This is a genomic window from Roseibium sp. RKSG952 (assembly GCF_009711355.1).
Map to the genome: position 1 here is coordinate 65,170 of NZ_SMMF01000944.1, position 18,527 is coordinate 83,696.

The window sequence follows — 18,527 nt, forward strand, 5'->3', positions numbered from 1 at the left end:
TCACTATCGCATGGCAAAGCGTGCAAATCAGGGCAGGGGTTGCAAATCCCCGCCTTTGTCCGCCCGGCAATTGCAATCGATATGCGAACGCGCCGCTGCCTACAAGGGATGATAGGGTGCGCGCCCGGAGACCAGTGCATCCTCCAGGATTTCCAACCGGTCCTGCCCCCAGAACGGCTCTCCGTTCAACAGATAGGTCGGCGAGCCGATCAGTCCTTGCGCGACCGCGTCCTCCTGGTTCTTCTGATAGATTTTCTTGATGTCATCCGACTTTGCCAGTGTCAGGATCGCCTCCGGGTCATGACCGCACCCGGTCAGGCACTCCGCCAGAACCGTTTCTTCGGCGATGTTCCTGTCCTCGGCCCAAATCGCCCTGAAGGCGCGCGCGGAAAACTTGAGAGGATCAAGTCCCTCCCCGGCAAGGGCAATGGCGCAGCAATCAGCCAAACCCGGCGGGGCCGGAAAATGAGCCGGTTTCATCGTCAACGGCACCTGGCGCTTGTCGCGCCAACGTTGCATTTCGACAAACCGGTAAGCCTGCCGGGCCGGATGGCGCTTTCCAAGCGGCAAGCCTCCTGACTCGGCAAACACACCGGAGAGGTCAACCGGGCGGACGCGCACCGTCACCCCGTGCTTTTGCGCCATTTCGCAAAACAGGTCATGGCCGAGATAGGCCCATGGCGAGATATGTGTAAAAAAATAATCGATTTCAGTCGTCATGATGAGACGCTCCCCACAGTTTGACGGAAGCCTGCGATTTTTGACGCCACTGTTCAAGCCGGGGTGGCGTTCAACAAAACTTCAAGTGTCTCGATCCGGTCGGCATCAGCGGGTGTCTTGTCCCAGCGGATCCGGGAAATGCGCGGAAACCGCATGGCCAGACCGGACTTGTGGCGGCCGGATTTGCTCAGGCCTTCAAACGCAACCTCCAGAACCAACCCTGTCTCCTTGCTGTGACGCACCTCGCGCACCGGCCCGTACCGGTTGACTGTGTGATTGCGCACAAACCGGTCGATCTCGCGCAATTCCTCGTCGGTAAAGCCGAAATAGGCCTTGCCGACCGGAACCAAAACCTCCCCGTCGCCTGTCTCGCGCCAGACCCCGAACGTGTAGTCGGAATAAAACGATGACCTTTTGCCATGGCCCCGTTGCGCATACATCAGCACCGCATCGGTCAGATGCGGTTGCTTTTTCCATTTGAACCAAAGCCCCCTTGGACGCCCGGGAACATAAGACGCATCCCATCGCTTGAGCATCAGGCCCTCGACAGCGTTGGCATCATCCGGGGCAAGATGCGAATGCGGCTGCTTGCGCGCCTGTGCGACCGCCTCCCAGCTGCTGACCGGGACAAGCGGCGACAGGTCGATCCCCGGCCGGTCGCTTTCTGCCAGAAAACGCTCCAGATGCCTGCGCCGCTCGGCAAAAGGGAGCCCGCGCATGTCCTCCCCATTCAGGGACAGAATGTCATAGGCACGGATCGCCGCCGGATAGGCCTTGAGAAGTTTCGGCCCGGCGGTCTTTCGATTAAGCCGTTTCTGCAGATCCGAAAACGGCCGCACGACTCCATTGGAGACGATGAGCAATTCACCGTCCAGAGCTGCCTCGAAATCAAGCATCTTGACAACGTCCGGAAAGGCTACGGAGATATCATCCCCGGTCCGGCTGAACAGGCGGGCAACCGGTTCGCCATCGCGCGACCTGCCGGCGGCCGCCTGGACCCTGATCCCGTCCCATTTCCATTCCACCGCGAAATCGGCGGCATCAAGCTGTTGTGTGTCCTTTGCCTCGTCAAGCGGATGCGCGAGCATGACCGGGCGAAACGGAGCCGGATCAGTGACTTCCGGCCGCCCTGCCCGGCCCTCGACCCAGGCAAACAACGCCTCATAGGGCGGCGACAGGCTGTGCCAGACCTCTTCGATTGCGTCCGGCTCCAAATTGCCCAGCCGCGCCAGGGCCGTCTTGGCAAGCCGGGCCGAAACGCCCACACGCAAGCCACCGGTGATCAGTTTCAAAAGCGCCCAGCGCCCGGTTTCATCAAGGACATCAAGCCAACCGGCGATCAGTCCCGGCATGTCCTGACGCCCGGCCGCTTCCAGACATTCCACGACTTCCGACAGTTTCGGCGGGCTGGACTGACTTCCCGCCTCCTCGCCCGGCCACATCAGAGCGATTGTCTCCGACAGGTCACCGACAAAATCATAGGAAAGCTCAAACAGGTAAGGATCGGCCCGCTCGCTGATCAAGGCCCTCAACAAGGCAGGCTTGGCATTTCGAAACGACAAATCGCCGGTGAGCGCGGCAACCGCCAACCCGCGATCCGGATCGGGCACGCGTTTCAGATAGTCGACAAGCAAGGCCTCCTTGGCGAGGCGCCGCGGCTCCAGTGAAAGCCGGTCCAGAAGGCGGGCGAATTGATGCATGACTGAAATTCAAATCCTTGCTCAGGAAACAATCCGTAGAAACGGTCACATGGCACCTTGCCAAAGGCAATCAACCCGGCACCTGCAAGCCCACGTCCCCCATGACTTTACCTTTCGGGTAGCCGAAAAGTTCCCGAACTGCTGCATACGGCCCTCTTGCCCATTCAACCGCCACGCACAAACTCCAAGCAAAAGCTGCCGCCTTGATGCGTTTCCGCCAGATCTTCTTGACGTTTTTATCTTTCAGTGGCCCGCAATCCTCTGGACCTGATCCATCTAAAGGCGTATAGAGCGCAAAAGTTTTACGCGCAGGCCCCGATGCGATGATGTTCGGTCCCATGCGGCGCGCAATCTCCACTGAAAGACGTTTATGACAGATTTGACCGCTCTCGCCCCGGCGTTGAAAGCAGCGCTGGATAAAAAAGGCTATGAGACGCTGACCCCGGTTCAGGAAAGCATCCTGAACGAAGCCCCTGAACATGCCGACCTGCTGGTCTCGGCCCAGACCGGTTCCGGCAAGACCGTCGCGTTCGGGCTGGCACTTGCCCCGACGCTGCTGGAAGGTGACGACCACCTCGGCCCTGCAGGCGCTCCGATTGCCTTGGCCATTGCGCCAACCCGTGAGCTTGCCCTTCAGGTCAAGGAGGAGCTGACCTGGCTTTATGCCGAGGCCGGCGCGCAAACGACCTCTTGTGTGGGCGGCATGGACCCCCGCATGGAGCGCCGCGCGCTCGACCGGGGTGCTCATATTGTTGTCGGCACACCGGGCCGTTTGCGCGACCACATCGAGCGCGGAGCGCTGGACCTGTCGCAAATCAAGGCCGTCGTTCTCGACGAGGCCGACGAAATGCTCGACATGGGCTTCCGCGAGGATCTGGAATTCATTCTGGACGCCGCGCCTGAAGGCCGCCGGACCCTGATGTTCTCGGCGACCGTCCCGAAGCCGATCGCGGAACTCGCCAAGCGGTTCCAGAAGGATGCGGTGCGTCTGTCGACCATCAATTCGCGCGAACAGCATGGCGACATCGAGTATATCGCCTATCCGGTTGCCCCGAACGAGCGAGAAAACGCGATCATCAACGTGCTGCGCCTGCATCAGGCGGAAAAGGCGATCCTGTTCTGCTCGACACGTGAAGCGGTCAAGCGTCTGACCAGCCGTCTGGCCAATCGCGGCTTTTCCATCGTGTCGCTCTCCGGCGAACTCAGCCAGGAACAGCGCAGTGCCGCTCTGGCCGCGATGAAGGACGGCCGGGCCCAGGTTTGCGTGGCGACAGATGTGGCGGCCCGCGGCATCGATCTGCCCAATCTCGATCTGGTGATCCATGCGGACCTGCCGACCGGCAAGGCCGCGCTCTTGCACCGGTCCGGCCGCACGGGCCGTGCGGGGCGCAAGGGCACATGTGTGCTGATGGTGCCCTACCCGCGCCGGCGCGCTGCAGAACGCACCCTGCATTTTGCCGGGATCAAGGTCGAGTGGAAACCTGCACCAACCGCAGACGATATCCGCGCCAAGGACAAGGAGCGGCTGTTCGCCGACAAGGTCCTGTCCGCCGAGCTCGAAGCCGAAGAGCGCGACGTTGCGCAGGAACTCCTGAAAGAACACGGCGCGGAACAGATCGCAGCTGCGTTCGTCAAGCTCTATCAGTCCCGCCTGCCGGCACCGGAGGAAATCTCCGAGGCAACGGAAGACACCATGCGGGGCCGTGATGCGGGTTCTCGCGGCGGCCGCAGCGCCGAGATCAAGGGCAAGTTCGAGGACGGCACCTGGTTCCGGTTGTCGCTCGGCCACAAGCATCGCGCCGATCCCCGCTGGCTGCTGCCGATGATCTGCCGCGCCGGACACGTCACCAAGCGTGAAGTCGGCGCAATCAAGATCTTCCAGAACGAAACCCGGTTCGAGATTGCAGGTACCCATGCCGAGCGCTATGCCTCCGTCATCAAGCGGGACGGCTCGGGCGAAGACAATGTGACCATTTCGGTGCTGGACGCCCGTGGCGGCAAGGCCCCGCCGCCACCGTCCGAAGGTGGCCGTTTCGACCGCCCGCGCAAATCCAACCGCTCGCGTTCGTCGGATGCCTATGAAGGCGGCCGCGAAGACCGGATGGACAGCCAGGGGCACAAGCGCGGTGATTTCAGCGACCGCCGCCCTGCAGGCAAGAAGCGCCGCCGCTTCGGCGACGACGACGAGGCCCGTCCGAACCATCCGGCCTATGAGCCGCTCGACAAGAAAGCACTGGACGGGGGCGATCGCGGCAAGTCCCGCGACAACCGGTCCGGGGACGGCGACGACTTCCGCAAGAAGGGCGGCAAAAGCGCCAAGCCTGCAGGCGGAGCCAAAAAGGCGCCGAAAAAGACCAAGCCCTCCCGCGCCACGCGCAAAGCAGAGCGCGCGCAGAAGTAAGGTCTGCCTTCAGAAACAATCAATCCGGGTGACATCATGAAACCCGGATTGATGAATGTGATTGCCCTACGGCAAAAGTGGTCCTTCCAAGCCCTGTTCTGCCTCACACCAAACGCCCTGTTGCATCACCTGTTTGGTTGTATCAACGTGCGTGAGGAACCGAAGCAAAGCGGATGATCCCCTGAAATCAGGCAGGCTCCGCTTTCGGTCTCGGGAGTTCAGCTAGGTCAGGGACCGCCACTCATGAGACCTCTGCATATTGCCGGCCCGTGCAATTGAACGCGGCAATTCTGCACATTGTCAGCTGTGCGGGATGGAGACGACGTGTTCCCAGAACGTCTTTCAAGGTGGTTTTCGCCTTGAAAGGTTTCCCGGCCATTTGTCACACGAGTTGTTGAGCCCCCTGTATTCGGGGTTCGGTCATTGCAAACGGGCGCCGGTCAGACGTGCCAATGATTGAGCGCTTGGTCTCACTCATTGATGATCATGGCGATGGCCCAGTCCTGACCGTCCTGCAGCAGATGATAGTGACAGGTGAACTCGAACACCACGTCGCCATCGCCGTCATGTTGCTGCCAGTCGAGCGAGACCATTGCAGCACTTCCGCTGATATGGCTTGAAGCAACATGAAACTCGGAATGGGTCACCCCTTCCTTGTCCAGCGCCTTGAGCAGCGCCTCGATGTTTTCCATCAGCTCTTCGTCATCGGTGAAGACGTGGCCGCGTTCATGCTGCCAGATCGTGGCCGGCATGGCGAAACAGTCGCAAATCCGGTCGGCATCAAAGTCGTTGAAGCCCGACTGGTAGTCTTCGAACAATTGCGCCAGGGCTTCCTCGGCCTGCGAACCGAGTTCGGCACCGGGCCCGTTTGCGTGGCCGTTGCCCGAGTATTCGGAATTCGTGTCGTCAGCCATCGTCGTGGTCTCCGTCCAGATCGCCGGGCGTCTCCTGCCCGGTCATGCAGCGCCCGCCAGACCGGCCTCTCCGGCCGCTGACGGAATGTCGGCCTCTTCGCCGTCGCCATATCCCATCATGTTGAGAGGCCGCGCCGTCCGGCCCCGGCTTTCACACCAGTGCACCAGCGCTTCCTCCGCCCCGTGGGTCACCCATATCTGCTCTGCCCCCGTTTCGGCAACCGTCCGGCACAGATCATCCCAATCGGCATGATCGGACAGGATCAGGGGCAATTCCGCCCCCCGCTGTCGCGCCCTTGCGCGCACCCGCATCCAGCCCGAGGCCATGGCGGTGACGCAATCGCCGAAACGCCGGGCCCAGCGGTCGGTCAACTGTCCGGGCGGACACAGGACGATCTCGCCCGCAAGCTCCTTGCCCCGGCGCCCCACAGGCTCGACCGGCCCGAGGTCAATCCCCTGATCGCAATAGTAGCGGGTCAGCCGTTCCAGCGCGCCATGAAGATAGATGGTCCGTTCGTATCCCGCCCGCCGGAGTTCTGCCATCACCCGCTGCGCCTTGCCGAGCGCATAAGCCCCCACCAGATGGGTCCGCTCCGGAAAGACCGCAAGTGACGCCAGAAGTTTCCTGATTTCCCCGGAGGCTTCCGGGTGCCGGAACACGGGAAGACCAAAGGTTGCTTCGGTCACGAACGTATCGCAGCGGACCAGCTCGAACGGCGCGCAAGTCGGGTCAAACTGGCGCTTGTAGTCTCCGGAGACCACCGTCCGCCCTGCCGCATCCTCAAGCAGGACCTGCGCCGAGCCAAGCACATGGCCCGCCGGATAAAGCGTCACCCCAGCCCCATCCAGACCGATCCTCTCGCCATAGGCGGCCGCCTGTGCCGTTCCGGCAAAAGCCTCGCCATAGCGGATCGCCATGATCTCCAGCGTTTCGCGCGTTGCCAGCACCGCGCCATGTCCGGCACGGGCATGATCCGCATGGCCATGGGTGATGATCGCACGCTCCACCGGCCGCACCGGATCGACATGCGCCTTTGCGGCTTCACAATAAAGCCCTTCCGGTGTCAGCCTGAGAATCTCTGCCATGGCCATGAGAATAGGACGCAGCCGCCAAATTGCCAGCAAGAGTTAAACGCATCCCCCCTCTCGCCTTTCACTGTCTGTCTCCTTAAAACTCGCTCACATGGATCTGAACCTGCTCCCAAACCGGTTTTTGAACTGGTTCTCGACACGTGGATGGAGCCCCCGGGCGCATCAGATTGCGCTGCTGGATCATCTGGCGCGCGGCCGCTCGACCTTGCTGATCGCCCCGACCGGCGCCGGCAAGACCCTGGCCGGTTTTCTACCAAGCCTCGTCGAACTGGAAGGCCGGTCACGGCTGCCACCCGGCTCGCCCGGAAAGACCGGATTGCACACGCTTTATATCTCGCCCCTAAAAGCGCTTGCGGTGGACATTGCCCGCAATCTGGAAAGCCCGGTGAACGAGATGGCTCTCGATGTCCGGATCGAGACCCGGACCGGCGACACGCCATCGCACAAGCGCCAGCGGCAAAAAATCAAACCGCCGGACATGCTGCTGACGACGCCGGAACAGATCGCCCTGCTCTTGTCCGACCCTGCCTCGCAAACCCTGTTTGCGGGTCTGAGGACGGTCATTCTCGATGAACTTCATGCGCTGGTCACCTCCAAGCGGGGTGATCTGCTGGCACTGGGGCTTGCCCGCTTGCGCAAGCTTGCGCCGGATCTCCGGACCATCGGCCTGTCGGCCACGGTCGCCGAACCCGACGATCTGCGGGCCTATCTCGTCCACCAGCCGGACGAAAACAGACGGCACTTGAGCGATCTGGTCGATGTCGAGGGCGGTGCGGAACCCGATATTCACATTCTGGAATCGCAAGAACGCCTGCCGTGGTCAGGCCATGGCGCACGTTATGCCTATCCGGAGATCTATGCGCTGATCAAACAGCACCGGGTGACACTGGTCTTCGTCAACACCCGCTCCCAGGCGGAGGCCGTGTTTCAGGACCTGTGGCGGATCAACGAGGACACCTTGCCGATCGCGCTTCACCACGGATCGCTGGATGTTGCCCAGCGCCGCAAGGTGGAGGCGGCGATGGCCTCCGGAGCCCTGCGCGCCGTTGTCGCCACCTCCTCCCTCGACATGGGGATCGACTGGGGCGACATCGACCTTGTCATCAATATCGGCGCACCCAAGGGAGCCAGCCGGCTGGCCCAGCGCATCGGCCGGGCCAATCACCGCATGGATGAACCGTCCAAGGCGGTCCTTGTCCCCTCCAACCGGTTCGAGGTTCTTGAATGCCAGGCAGCCCTTGCCGCTTCCAGACGGGGAGATCAGGACACACCGCCCTTGCGCAAGGGCGCGCTGGATGTGCTGGCCCAGCACGTCATGGGACTGGCCTGCGCCGCCCCCCTTGATCCGCTGGCGGTTTTTGCGGAAATCCGCAGTGCGGAAACCTACCGGCACATCGACTGGGAAACGTTTGAGCGCATCCTCGATTTTGTGGCCACCGGCGGCTATGCGCTCAAGAGCTACGATCAATACGCCAAGCTGAAGCAGGGCAAGGACGGTTTGTGGCGCATTGCCCATCCCAAGATCGCCCAACAGTACCGGCTCAATGTCGGCACGATCGTCGAGGCGCCCATGCTGAAGGTGCGGCTGGTCCGCTCAAAGGCGGACGGACGGCGCACGCCGGTCGGGCGCGGCGGACGGATTTTGGGCGAGATCGAGGAATGGTTCTGCGAACAGCTGACCCTTGGCGACACCTTCATATTCGGCGGCGAGATCCTCCGCTTCGAAGGGATGAAGGAAGCCGAGGTCTATGTGTCGCGCGCCCGGACCGACAACCCCATGATCCCGTCCTATCAGGGCGGCAAGTTCCCCTTGTCCACCTATCTGGCCGCAAGTGTGCGCGCGATGCTGGCAACACCCGCAAGCTGGTCCGGCCTGCCCGGCCAGGTTCAGGAGTGGTTGCGCCTGCAACGGGGCAAATCGGTGCTGCCGAGCCGGGACGGTCTTCTGGTCGAGACATTTCCGCGCGGCAACAAGCATTACATGGTCTGTTATCCGTTCGAGGGCCGCCTCGCCCATCAGACGCTGGGCATGTTGCTCACCAAGCGGCTGGAGCGGGCTGGTGCAAAGCCCATGGGATTTGTCGCCAACGACTATGCGCTTTCGGTCTGGGGTCTTGAAGATATCGGCGCAATGGCAGCAAGCGGGCGTCTGTCGCTCGATGCCCTGTTCGAGCAGGACATTCTCGGCGATGATCTGGACGCATGGCTTGCCGAGTCCAGCCTGATGAAACGCACATTCCGCTACTGCGCGGTCATCGCCGGACTGATCGAACGCCGCCATCCGGGCCTGGAAAAGACCGGCCGTCAGGTCACTGTCTCTTCCGATCTCATATATGACGTATTGCGGACACACGAGCCCGATCACATCCTGTTAAAAGCGACATGGAACGACGCAGCCGAAGGACTTCTGGATATCTCGCGCCTGAGCGAACTTCTTGCGCGAATCAGGGGGCGAATCACACATATTTGCCTCAATCGTGTTTCACCGCTCGCCGTCCCTGTGTTGCTGGAAATCGGACGCGAGCCGATCTACGGCGAAGCCATGGAGAGCATTTTGGAAGACGCGGCTGAAGAACTCGTCCACGAGGCCCTTTCATGAGAGTGCTGACATCGCATATGGATCAGTTTGCGGCCGCCCCGGTCTGTCACGATATTCAAGTCAACGGTGAAACAATCGGCCTGCACGACAGCGGTGTTCTGTGGTGGCCGGATGAGGCCACGCTGGTGGTTGCCGACCTGCATCTGGAAAAAGGCTCCTCCTATGCCCGGCGCGGCGTGATGCTGCCGCCTTATGACACGGAGGCAACGCTCGAAAAACTGGCCGGGGTCATCGAGGCATTCGATCCGGCCCGGGTGATTGCACTTGGCGACAGTTTCCATGACCCTGACGGATCCGACCGCCTTCCGCCCGCCTATCGCGCACTTCTGACCACGCTCCAGCTCAATCGCGAATGGATCTGGGTTACCGGGAACCATGATCCTGTCGCCCCCGTCCGTCTGTGCGGCGAAACCGTCGAAGAGATCAAGATCGGCGGCCTGATCTTCCGGCACGAACCGGTCGGCAATCATGACCGGCGCAGTTGCCTTGGAGAAGTCTCCGGCCATCTCCATCCCGCCGCCCGCGTCCGCCGCTATGGCCGCTCGATCCGGCGCAGCTGTTTCGTGACCGATGGCATCCGGCTCGTGCTGCCGGCCTTCGGCGCCCTGACCGGCGGCCTGAATGTCACCGACGACGCCTTCCGCCCCCTGTTCGAGGCCAAACGCTATTCGGCGTTCCTTCTGGGCAACAACAGGCTTTATCCGTTTACGGCGTCTCGTCTGATCGGGGATTGATTTCCAAAGCCGCTTCGCGCGGCAATGCGGGTTGCCTTTCCCTGAAATGCAAATCCCCGATGCGGCATCAGCGGCCAAATTGGAGCACGGCATTTTCCCCGATTGTCATCCCGCAAAAACAAAAGTTTTATGCGGTATCAGAGAGCCACTGACTTCGGTCGCTTCAGGCCGGGGTTTGGGGCTCGCCGATCCCGGATCGCACTGACGCTTGTCCGGGATGACATTCAAAGGGCACAATAAAATAGCCCATCCTGCCTTGCGACCACTTTAGCAGCGGCATCCCCCGACTACAAAAGATCAGAACTCACAAGATGAATCCGGAGACCGAATCTTATCGGCGCTCTTAAAAAAGCAGTGTAGGCGAAACCCTAAATCGAATCCTCCTGATTGGCCTGATCACTTATTGAATCAGTCTGCGGGGAGCTTTCCGGGGCGACTTCCGCCTCGCCAATCTTCACCCAGGCAATCACCAATTCGTAAAACACCGCCAGCACCACGGGCCCCAGAAACAGGCCGATCAGCCCGTAGGCCAGCGTGCCGCCGAGCACACCGATCAGGATCACCAGCATCGGGACTTCCAGACCGCGCGCCATCAGGATCGGTCTCAACACGTTGTCGACCAGCATGATCGGGACCATCAGGACGGTGAAGACCAGCGCGGCCGCCGTTCCCATCGACGACCACGCCCAGACAACAACGGGAAGGATCACCAGAGCCGGACCGATCTGGATGATGCACAGGATCAGCGCGAGGAACGCAAGAATTCCGGCAAAGGGAACGGCAAAGGCCACCATGACAATCCCGGTCAGAAGCCCCTGAATCACGGCCACGCCAATCACGCCGCGTGAGACATTGCGGATCGTGGCACCGGCCAGGTCGACAAATTCCGCGCCGCGCGGAGCAATGATCCGGTCGGCAAACCGCCGGGCGCCCGACGCCAGTTTCGGGCCCGGCACAAACAGAAACCCGGCGATCAATACCGATACGGCAAAGAACAGCACGCTGCCGCTCAGGCTTGCCAGCGTCCCCAGGATCTTGGTTCCGGCCGGGACAACGAAAGGCGCGGCTTTCGTTGCCGCTTTTTCAAGACTGGTGGAGCCCAGTTGCCAGAGTTCCGCCACCTTTGGTCCGACAAACGGAATGTCGGCCAGACCCGGCGGAGCCGGTGGCAGGGTCATGGACCCATCCGAAATCCGCTGATACCAGCCCTGCAACGTATCGACCATGCTGACCACCAATACGGCAACCGGTCCGATGATGATGGCAAGTCCGATCAGGGTCACGATCGCCGCCGAGATCGCCTTGCGGCCGCCGAGTTTGGCCGCAAGCCAGCTATAGGCCGGATAGAGCGCAACGGTCAAAACCAACGCCCAGAGGATGAACACCGCGAACGGCGCGATCAGCATCAGCGAGATATAGGCAAACAGCGCCAGGACGCCGAGCCGGATCGCAACATCGATCACCTTTCCGTCAATGCCGTGATCCCTGGTTGCGCTGACTGTTACAGGAACGCCGTGCTGTTTGGCCATGACTTACCCGCCTTCCGCATCCCAACTGACCCGAGGTTAGAAACAATCTCCGGCCGCGTAAACAGGCTAGTTGCCAGACGGCAGGGCAACCTCAAGCCGTGACGAATAAACAAAGTGATCTAGATAGCCGATTGAACCCAGCGGGAGGAAACGGGCATGCTCAAGACTGGCAAGATTCTGGCGCTTCTTATCGTTCTGGCCGCCAGCATCGGCAGCGCGGCCATGTCCGCCGCTCAGGCATCGGAGCGCGCGTGGCAAGCCCTGGCAGATGGCGGGATTGTCCTTTTCCGCCATGCGCTTGCGCCCGGAACAGGAGATCCCCGCAACTTCCGGCTCGGAGACTGTTCCACGCAACGCAACCTGAATGGGCAAGGACGCGCAGAGGCACAGGCCATCGGCAAGGAATTCCGTCAGCGCGGCATTCGTGCCGGCGAGGTGTTGACGTCCCAATGGTGCCGCTGCGTGGAAACCGCCGAGCTTGCCTTCCCCGGCCGCGTCCGGGAGGCGCCGGTGTTCAATTCGTTTTATGCCAACCGCACGCGCGGACCGCGCCAGACGCGGCAGGCGCTTGAAATCCTGTCGGCATGGCAGGGACCCGGCGCTCTGGTGGTCGTGACCCATCAGGTCAATATCACTGCCCTCACCGGCATCATTCCCCGCTCTGGCGAAGGCATCGTCGTTCAGGTGACCGGCAATGACCTTGCCGTCGTTGGCCGTATTCCGGTGCCGAGGGCATATTGATGCCTTTGGCTCAGGCCGGGTGTTCTTGTGAAATCCCGAAAGCCGCCACGCCTCTGGCCCGGAACCCTTTTGCCTTCGCCTTTGACCATCAATCCTTGCGGAAAATAACGCCGGCCAGCCATCCGGTAAACATGGCCAGCAGGACGGCGACAATACCGTAGATTGCCGCGTGGTTGCGGGCCATATCGAACGTGAACTGTTCAAAGCCCGTCTTGGCGACTGCCAGCTTTTCCTCGGTCTTTGACAACAAAGCACCATCCTGCAAAAGGAAGCTTTTTACCGTGTACATTCCAACCGGAATATCCGCCGGAAGCGGCACGGTCGTGCGAAACATGGTGTCGGTCAGAAACTCGATCGAGTCACTGCGCTCCGAATAGAGCCCCTGCGCGACACGCAGCCGGATGAAGGCATGGCGGAAATCGTCCCGTTCCGACAAGGGTAGGCGTGAGCCGCCCGTGACGGCCAGATGCAGGTGGTTCAGGCCGATTTCGTGTTCAACCAACAGCGGACGGTCGCCCATCTCCGTGACATGCCGCGTCGTGGAAATCGCGTAGAAAGACGGGACATCCTGGAAAACCTCATGCTCACGATTCACCCAGACCCCTAGAAACCGGCCCTTGCGGCGTGTGGTGATGTTTTGCTTCGGACCTTCCACAATGATCGCCAGATCATACTTACCGCGCCGGTCCACTGTCCGCGCATTGCGCACCACCTGGCCGAAAATTACGATTTCAGTGCCGGTGAAATTGGATTCGATCGAGACGATGTCCGAGGAGATCGACGTCACGAGCCCCTGTGCCCCTGTCCTTTCGGGCAGGAGCAGGAAAATGCCGAAAACCATGGTCAAAACGAAAGGCCAGCGGATCATGCGCCTGCCCCCCGGGTGATGACAATCGAATAGAGTTCCGCCGGCCGCAGCAGCAATTCATAGGCAAACCGCGCTCCGACGCTCAGAACCAGCAGTGCCAGCAGGAACCGCAATTGTTCGCCGCGCATATTCTGGCCCATGCGGGCGCCGAACTGGGCGCCGATCACGCCGCCGATCATCAGGGTCAATGCCAGAAAGATATCGACGGTCTTGGTTCCGATTGCATGAAAGACCGTGGCCGCTGCCATGGTGAACAGGATCTGAAAAAGCGAGGTCCCGATCACGATGCTTGTGGGCACGCGCAGCAGATAGATCAGCGCCGGTACCATCATGAAACCGCCGCCAATGCCCAGCACGGAGCCTAGAAATCCGATAATCGCGCCGAGCGCCAGGATCGGAATCACGCTGACATAGAGCTTGGACCGCCGGAACCGCATCTTAAACGGCAAACCATGGATCCAGTTGTGCTGGCCCGGCCGGCGTTTGCGCGGGGCCGCCCCCTTCCTGCGCCGCCGGATCGCCTGAACCGACTCGACAAACATCAATCCGCCGATCAGGCCAAGAAACGTGACGTAGGAAACCGAAATAACAACGTCCAGCTGACCGATCTTCTGGAGCAAATCAAACAGGACGACGCCCAGCAGGGACCCGATCACACCTCCAACGAGCAGCATGCTCGCCAGTTTAAGATCGATCGCATTCCTGCGCCAATAGCTGACCACGGCTGACGACGACGAGGCGACCACCTGTGTGGTCACCGTTGCGACCGAGACCGCGGGCGGGATGCCTGAAAAAATCAGAAGGGGTGTCAGCAGAAAGCCGCCGCCGATACCGAACAGTCCGGAGAGGAAACCGACAGCTCCCCCCATGCCGAAAATGACAAAGATGTTGACCGGGATTTCGGCAATGGGCAGGTAGAGTTGCACAGCTAACGTCCGGATATTCTCGACGCACACGTTTATGCGCCACAACCACACTAACCGGTTAAGCGGCATAGGCGAAGCACTGTCAACCTAACTGGTACAAACCGCACAAAAACCCGGTTCAAATTGTCTACTGCCGGCCGGTTCGCGCCTCACTTTCCAGGCGCAAAGGGGTCATGCCATTCCGGTCCATTCCGGTTTGACAGGCACCGTGTTTGCGTCGGGGTTGGGTGTCAACGGCTGAAACCGGTCCGCCATGTTCCCGGCCTCGATCACTTGCCCGGGTGTCATTTTTGCCGCAACCTCGTCACGCTTTGCCGCCGCATCACTGTCTCCCCGACGGGCGGCGATGGCAAACCACTTGTAGCTTTGCACGAGATCCTTCTCGACCCCGAGCCCGCGGGCATAGAGGATCCCGAGATTGAACAGGCTGTCGTTGACGCCGTGAAGTGCCGCCTTTTCAAACCATTGGGCTGCCAGCCGGAAATCCGGCCTGCGCGCAACGCCGTCCGCGTGCAAAACGGCCAGGTTGTGCATGGCCTTGGCATTGCCCGCCAGAGCGGCCCGCTCGTAGAGACCCCGTGCAGTGTCCAGATCACGTTCCACACCGCGCCCCTTTTCATAGAGACTTCCAAGACGATACTGGGCAGGGGCAAGCCCCTGATTGGCCGCAATCCGATACCATCTGGCGGCTTCCGCCGGATCCTCATGCGCCACGCCGCCATTCGTGTAGGCGGCACCAACATGAAAGGCTGCCGCCGGATGTCCGGCAGCTGCCGCCTTGCGCAGCGCCATTGATCCGACGGTGTCTGGCGGCAGGTTGGTGCCCTGAAGAGTGGCCGGTGTTATTCCGCTCCCGCTTGGCAAAAACCGCGCGGGATGCGCCACTCCCATTGGGCTCGGCCCGATCGCAAAGGTATCAACGAGACCTGCCAGCGGCGCAAAGGCCAGTTCGGCGGCGGCGGCCGTTGCGCCTGCTGCAGCGCCACCGGCGGCCGGCAGTTCGACACTGCCCAAGCGCCCGAGGGAAAGCCAGGCCGGTTCCGAAGTGGCAGCCGGATCAGCGGAACTTGCCGCCGAAACCGCCTTGTAGATTTGCAGCGTTCCGATCGCCAGGATGATGGCCGCCGCCGCGAACAGGAGAGCCCGGCGGCGGCCTGTTCCCGAATTGCCTTCCGCGTTGCTGTCCGTGCCGTGAAATGTCCCGCCCGTTGTATCCTGCGACGAAGGTGCGAATGCAGAAAAATACGCCTCGTCGGACTTGTTGTGCTTCAACAGGAACCCGAACAATCCACCCCGCGCTCCCTCTCCCGCATCCGTTTGGACATCGTTAACATCCGGCTGGCTGTTGCCGGAGTGGGCCGAAACCTGTGCTACCTCATCAGTTGCGGCCTGTGCCGCCCGCCGGGCAGCCGCGATGAAGTCCGCCTTGCGGTCTCGCTGAGCATCGGAATACCGGGCGCTGAACTCACCCGGTGATTTGGACTCTGGCCGCTCACGGAAGGCATTTTCTGACGCCAGAGGTTGAAGGAAGCCATTTTGTGCCCCGGTCAATCGGTCAGATGGCCGCCCCTGCGCATCCGCACGCTCCAGGACATCCAGCCGTTTGCCCAGGGTCCCCAACACCGATTGGACCCCGTCGAACGTCGTGCGCGTGCGTTCTTCATTGCCCTGCGTGGCCTCCAGCAGGCGCTTGAGGTCCTTTTGCAGACTGCCAATGGCCGCGTCATACTGGTCCGGCTGCGGGCGGGTTTGTTCGGAAACAGCTTGAAGCGCTGCCTCGCGCGCGATGCCTGCCACGTCTCTTCGCGTTTCCGAAAGGCCCCGCTCGATCCGCTCAAGCGCCGTGGTCACCTTGAGAAGGTCGTTTGAGGGGCGCGATACCTCTTCAACCTGCGCGGCAAGGGCAGAGACCCGGTTGCCGAGCTGCTCGATCCGGGCCAGCGCCGGGCCGTCTTCGCGCTGTGCCACCGTCTGAGCGAGATCATTGATCCGCCCTTCGGGTGTTTCGGCCGGTGTCGGGGCAGCAGCCATGGAGGCCCGCATGGCCTCTATGTCCGCCCGAAGCACCGCCAGATCGGCATCGTCTGGCCGGACGCCATCGGTCTCAAGACCGTCCGTCAACCGGGCGATCCGGTCCTGCAAGTCGTTCAGCCGGTTCGGGCGCGCCACCTTCACCGATGACGTTTGCTTCAAATGCTGCCGGTTTCCGGTTTCTGCAGGCGCAGTGTGCGCCGTATTCGTCTCGATTCGGTCAATCTTGCCGGTGATCGCGGTCAGGCGCTGTTCCAGCGCGTGAAAGGCCGAAGGTTCGGGAGCGGCCCCGGCACATTCAATCCGCTCCAGACAGGCGGAGATGTCGGCAAGATGCGCGTTGAGGCCGGTCGAAACCCGAGACGCTTTTTCCGGCGGACGGCGGTCCTCCGCCATCATGCCCAGAATGTCTTCCAGGCGCCCTTCAAGGCGCGAAATTGCGTCGGCTTCCGGCAACCGGTCTTCCATGGCGGATAACCGGAGGTCGAGACCGTCTTGATCTCGCAACAGATGCTCAAGATCATCAAGGCGACTCGAAACACCCCGCATCCCGGCATCGATGCGCTGGACCAGACCGGACGTGTCGATGTCCTCGACAAACCGCCGGACGGCCCGCAATTCGGCCCGCAAGGGTTCCACATCCTGACGCCGATCAAGATGCAGGAGATCTTCAACCCTGCCGGCAAGGACCCCGACGCGCTCTTCGAGGGTCAGCATGTGTTCGGAGCGCGGCAACCGGGAAAAGGCATCCTCGATGTCGTCCAGCCGTTCCACGAACCCGGCCGGTATATTCGGTTGTGCAGATGCCCGCGAAAGCTCGTCCAGACGCTGAAGGATATGGGAATAGCCGTGCTCAAGTGTTTCCAGCGCGCCTTCCACATTGGTGCGCTCGACCATCGCCTTCAGGTCGGAAACCTCTTGCCGGATCCCGGCTTCGAATGCGCCGCTCCGGCGCTCTGCCCGCAACCGCTCGACCATGCCGCCCAGCCGTCGCAATTCTGCATCCTGCTGGTCGGACCTTTTGCCGGTGCCGTGCGACAGATCGGCAACCGCGTCACGCAGGGCCCCAAGTTCGCCGCGCATTTTTGCCATGGCCTGTTCCTGAGGCTTGCGCATGGCGTCAATCCGCAGGCCGAGCTCGTGATAGGCCTCCATCGTTGCCGCATCCCATTTGCCGGCCCCTCGGGCAGGCACGGGTTGCGCGGCAGGTTCCCGTTTTACGGCCTGATCAGTCCGTTGTCCGGTGCGGCTCGTTTCCGATCCGCCAAAAGCCCGTCTGGAAGCGGTTCCGGTTTGAACCGGACCGGGAGGAACCGACAAGCGGGTGACCAGTTCCTCGTAAATCAGATCCAGTTCCTCGCGCCCCCGGTTCCGGCCGGATACCGGCTTTGCGGCCCGGCTGTTTTCCCGATCTGCCATGCGCGAAACCGCGACCGGTCGGGAGGAAGACGCGGACATTCCCGGCGATGAAACCTGTCCGGCATCGCCACTTTCCCGCGCCAATGTGTCGACCTGCTGGTCCAGCCGATCAAGCGTGTCCAGCACGGTCTCGGGCACGGCCTCGGACACAGTTACAGTCTGCCGACGCGATTCGCTCCCCGATTGTCCTTCATCCTGTTCCCGCACCTGTTCGCAAACGGCGGGCTTTTCCCCAGCCCCCCCATTCTCCCGGGGCCGCCAGCTCACACCACGCTCGCTGAGAAGCCGGTCCAGTTCTGCTGCGACAGCGTCAAGTTCGAATTTGCCGGATGCCGGCTGGGTCGGGGAATCGCTCCGGGAGGGTCCGGAGGCCGCTGGAACTGATGTCCGTTCCTGACGGGCTGCTGCTTTTTCGTGTTTAATGGTATGCGGCGCCGGGGACGGAGCCTTCTGGCCACCCGCATCCGCAAGCCCCTCTCCTTCAGAAAGGCCGCGGCTGCATTCTCCTGTATTCCGGTTTTTCCAAGCCGACATTTCTTAATCCTAGACTGGCGGCATGGCGGCCGCATCAGAGGATCGGGCTGTTGGGTACCGGATACAGGAAACAAGAGGCACAACAGCGCTTGTTAAATATTTGGCGGCTCACAGTTAACAGCCCGTTAACCGTTTTGCCGATTGCAAGTTTCCGGCCTACAAATTGCCGGAATCCCTGCGTCAACTGTCGCCTGCACGCCTTGAATCAAATGGCAATCAAACCGATTTACATAGGCGACTAGACGTTTACGCTCACGTAAGCTAAACAGATATGATCATAACCGCGAAAAAGGCTTTCCGGAAAGGCAGCTGAGGGGCT

The 18,527-nt window shown here is 61.4% G+C and carries 13 protein-coding genes; 4 read left to right on the forward strand and 9 right to left on the reverse strand.

From position 1 onward, the window contains the following. Positions 1-99: 99 nt before the first annotated feature. The 3 genes from E1297_RS29875 to E1297_RS29885 all read right to left on the reverse strand — a co-directional run bounded on the left by E1297_RS29875 (position 100) and on the right by E1297_RS29885 (position 2,760). A complete protein-coding gene (locus E1297_RS29875) occupies positions 100-720 on the reverse strand; it encodes a 2-hydroxychromene-2-carboxylate isomerase (RefSeq protein WP_155144633.1) in 621 nt (206 codons plus the stop codon). Between the two features lie 53 nt (positions 721-773). Further along, positions 774-2,420 carry a cisplatin damage response ATP-dependent DNA ligase gene (locus E1297_RS29880; RefSeq protein ID WP_155144634.1) on the reverse strand — a complete coding sequence of 549 codons (1,647 nt, stop codon included), beginning with the start codon at positions 2,418-2,420 and terminating at the stop codon, positions 774-776. Between the two features lie 70 nt (positions 2,421-2,490). Beyond that, positions 2,491-2,760 (reverse strand): hypothetical protein, encoded by a 270-nt coding sequence (locus E1297_RS29885; RefSeq protein WP_155144635.1) that lies wholly within the window; start codon positions 2,758-2,760, stop codon positions 2,491-2,493. 30 nt (positions 2,761-2,790) lie between these two features. On the opposite strand from E1297_RS29885, the gene E1297_RS29890 reads away from it, so the two are divergent. After that, positions 2,791-4,821: a DEAD/DEAH box helicase gene (locus E1297_RS29890; protein ID WP_155144636.1), complete on the forward strand. Its 2,031-nt coding sequence runs from the start codon at positions 2,791-2,793 to the stop codon at positions 4,819-4,821. A gap of 470 nt (positions 4,822-5,291) precedes the next feature. On the opposite strand, the gene E1297_RS29895 is transcribed toward E1297_RS29890, so the two are convergent. Beyond that, positions 5,292-5,735 (reverse strand): DUF4440 domain-containing protein, encoded by a 444-nt coding sequence (locus E1297_RS29895; protein ID WP_155144637.1) that lies wholly within the window; start codon positions 5,733-5,735, stop codon positions 5,292-5,294. Between the two features lie 42 nt (positions 5,736-5,777). Further along, positions 5,778-6,821: a ligase-associated DNA damage response exonuclease gene (locus tag E1297_RS29900; protein ID WP_155144669.1), complete on the reverse strand. Its 1,044-nt coding sequence runs from the start codon at positions 6,819-6,821 to the stop codon at positions 5,778-5,780. Between the two features lie 97 nt (positions 6,822-6,918). On the opposite strand from E1297_RS29900, the gene E1297_RS29905 reads away from it, so the two are divergent. Together E1297_RS29905 and pdeM are read left to right on the forward strand one after the other, a co-directional pair. Then, positions 6,919-9,426 (forward strand): ligase-associated DNA damage response DEXH box helicase, encoded by a 2,508-nt coding sequence (locus E1297_RS29905; RefSeq protein WP_155144638.1) that lies wholly within the window; start codon positions 6,919-6,921, stop codon positions 9,424-9,426. Next, the gene (pdeM, locus tag E1297_RS29910; protein WP_155144639.1) at positions 9,423-10,160 is read left to right on the forward strand and encodes a ligase-associated DNA damage response endonuclease PdeM; all 738 of its coding nucleotides are present in this window, start codon (positions 9,423-9,425) and stop codon (positions 10,158-10,160) included. Before E1297_RS29905 ends, pdeM begins: the two co-directional genes overlap by 4 nt. A 368-nt stretch (positions 10,161-10,528) precedes the next feature. Here the strand turns inward: pdeM and E1297_RS29915 are convergent, their stop codons facing one another. Beyond that, positions 10,529-11,689, reverse strand: coding sequence for an AI-2E family transporter (locus tag E1297_RS29915; RefSeq protein ID WP_155144640.1), 1,161 nt, complete (start codon positions 11,687-11,689; stop codon positions 10,529-10,531). 156 nt (positions 11,690-11,845) lie between these two features. Here E1297_RS29915 and E1297_RS29920 point away from each other — a divergent pair, with 156 nt between their 5' ends. Next, positions 11,846-12,430, forward strand: a complete 585-nt coding sequence (locus tag E1297_RS29920) for a histidine phosphatase family protein (protein ID WP_155144641.1) — start codon at positions 11,846-11,848, stop codon at positions 12,428-12,430. Between the two features lie 88 nt (positions 12,431-12,518). Here the strand turns inward: E1297_RS29920 and E1297_RS29925 are convergent, their stop codons facing one another. From E1297_RS29925 to E1297_RS29935, 3 genes are all read right to left on the reverse strand, one after another. Then, the gene (locus E1297_RS29925) at positions 12,519-13,298 is read right to left on the reverse strand and encodes a TIGR02186 family protein (RefSeq protein ID WP_155144642.1); all 780 of its coding nucleotides are present in this window, start codon (positions 13,296-13,298) and stop codon (positions 12,519-12,521) included. Beyond that, positions 13,295-14,224: a sulfite exporter TauE/SafE family protein gene (locus E1297_RS29930; protein ID WP_368669738.1), complete on the reverse strand. Its 930-nt coding sequence runs from the start codon at positions 14,222-14,224 to the stop codon at positions 13,295-13,297. The genes E1297_RS29925 and E1297_RS29930 overlap by 4 nt, the downstream gene beginning before the upstream one ends. A gap of 171 nt (positions 14,225-14,395) precedes the next feature. Further along, positions 14,396-18,208, reverse strand: a complete 3,813-nt coding sequence (locus E1297_RS29935; protein ID WP_155144644.1) for an SEL1-like repeat protein — start codon at positions 18,206-18,208, stop codon at positions 14,396-14,398. Positions 18,209-18,527 lie beyond the last annotated feature (319 nt).

What these genes read in the sequence shown, in the direction of transcription:
- E1297_RS29900 (WP_155144669.1), bottom strand. Translation starts at nt 6,821, where the DNA reads ATGGCAGAGATTCTCAGGCTGACACCGGAAGGGCTTTATTGTGAAGCC.
- E1297_RS29875 (WP_155144633.1), bottom strand. Translation starts at nt 720, where the DNA reads ATGACGACTGAAATCGATTATTTTTTTACACATATCTCGCCATGGGCC.
- E1297_RS29885 (WP_155144635.1), bottom strand. Translation starts at nt 2,760, where the DNA reads ATGGGACCGAACATCATCGCATCGGGGCCTGCGCGTAAAACTTTTGCG.
- E1297_RS29890 (WP_155144636.1), top strand. Translation starts at nt 2,791, where the DNA reads ATGACAGATTTGACCGCTCTCGCCCCGGCGTTGAAAGCAGCGCTGGAT.
- E1297_RS29895 (WP_155144637.1), bottom strand. Translation starts at nt 5,735, where the DNA reads ATGGCTGACGACACGAATTCCGAATACTCGGGCAACGGCCACGCAAAC.
- E1297_RS29880 (WP_155144634.1), bottom strand. Translation starts at nt 2,420, where the DNA reads ATGCATCAATTCGCCCGCCTTCTGGACCGGCTTTCACTGGAGCCGCGG.
- E1297_RS29915 (WP_155144640.1), bottom strand. Translation starts at nt 11,689, where the DNA reads ATGGCCAAACAGCACGGCGTTCCTGTAACAGTCAGCGCAACCAGGGAT.
- E1297_RS29925 (WP_155144642.1), bottom strand. Translation starts at nt 13,298, where the DNA reads ATGATCCGCTGGCCTTTCGTTTTGACCATGGTTTTCGGCATTTTCCTG.
- E1297_RS29935 (WP_155144644.1), bottom strand. Translation starts at nt 18,208, where the DNA reads ATGTCGGCTTGGAAAAACCGGAATACAGGAGAATGCAGCCGCGGCCTT.
- E1297_RS29905 (WP_155144638.1), top strand. Translation starts at nt 6,919, where the DNA reads ATGGATCTGAACCTGCTCCCAAACCGGTTTTTGAACTGGTTCTCGACA.
- E1297_RS29920 (WP_155144641.1), top strand. Translation starts at nt 11,846, where the DNA reads ATGCTCAAGACTGGCAAGATTCTGGCGCTTCTTATCGTTCTGGCCGCC.
- pdeM (WP_155144639.1), top strand. Translation starts at nt 9,423, where the DNA reads ATGAGAGTGCTGACATCGCATATGGATCAGTTTGCGGCCGCCCCGGTC.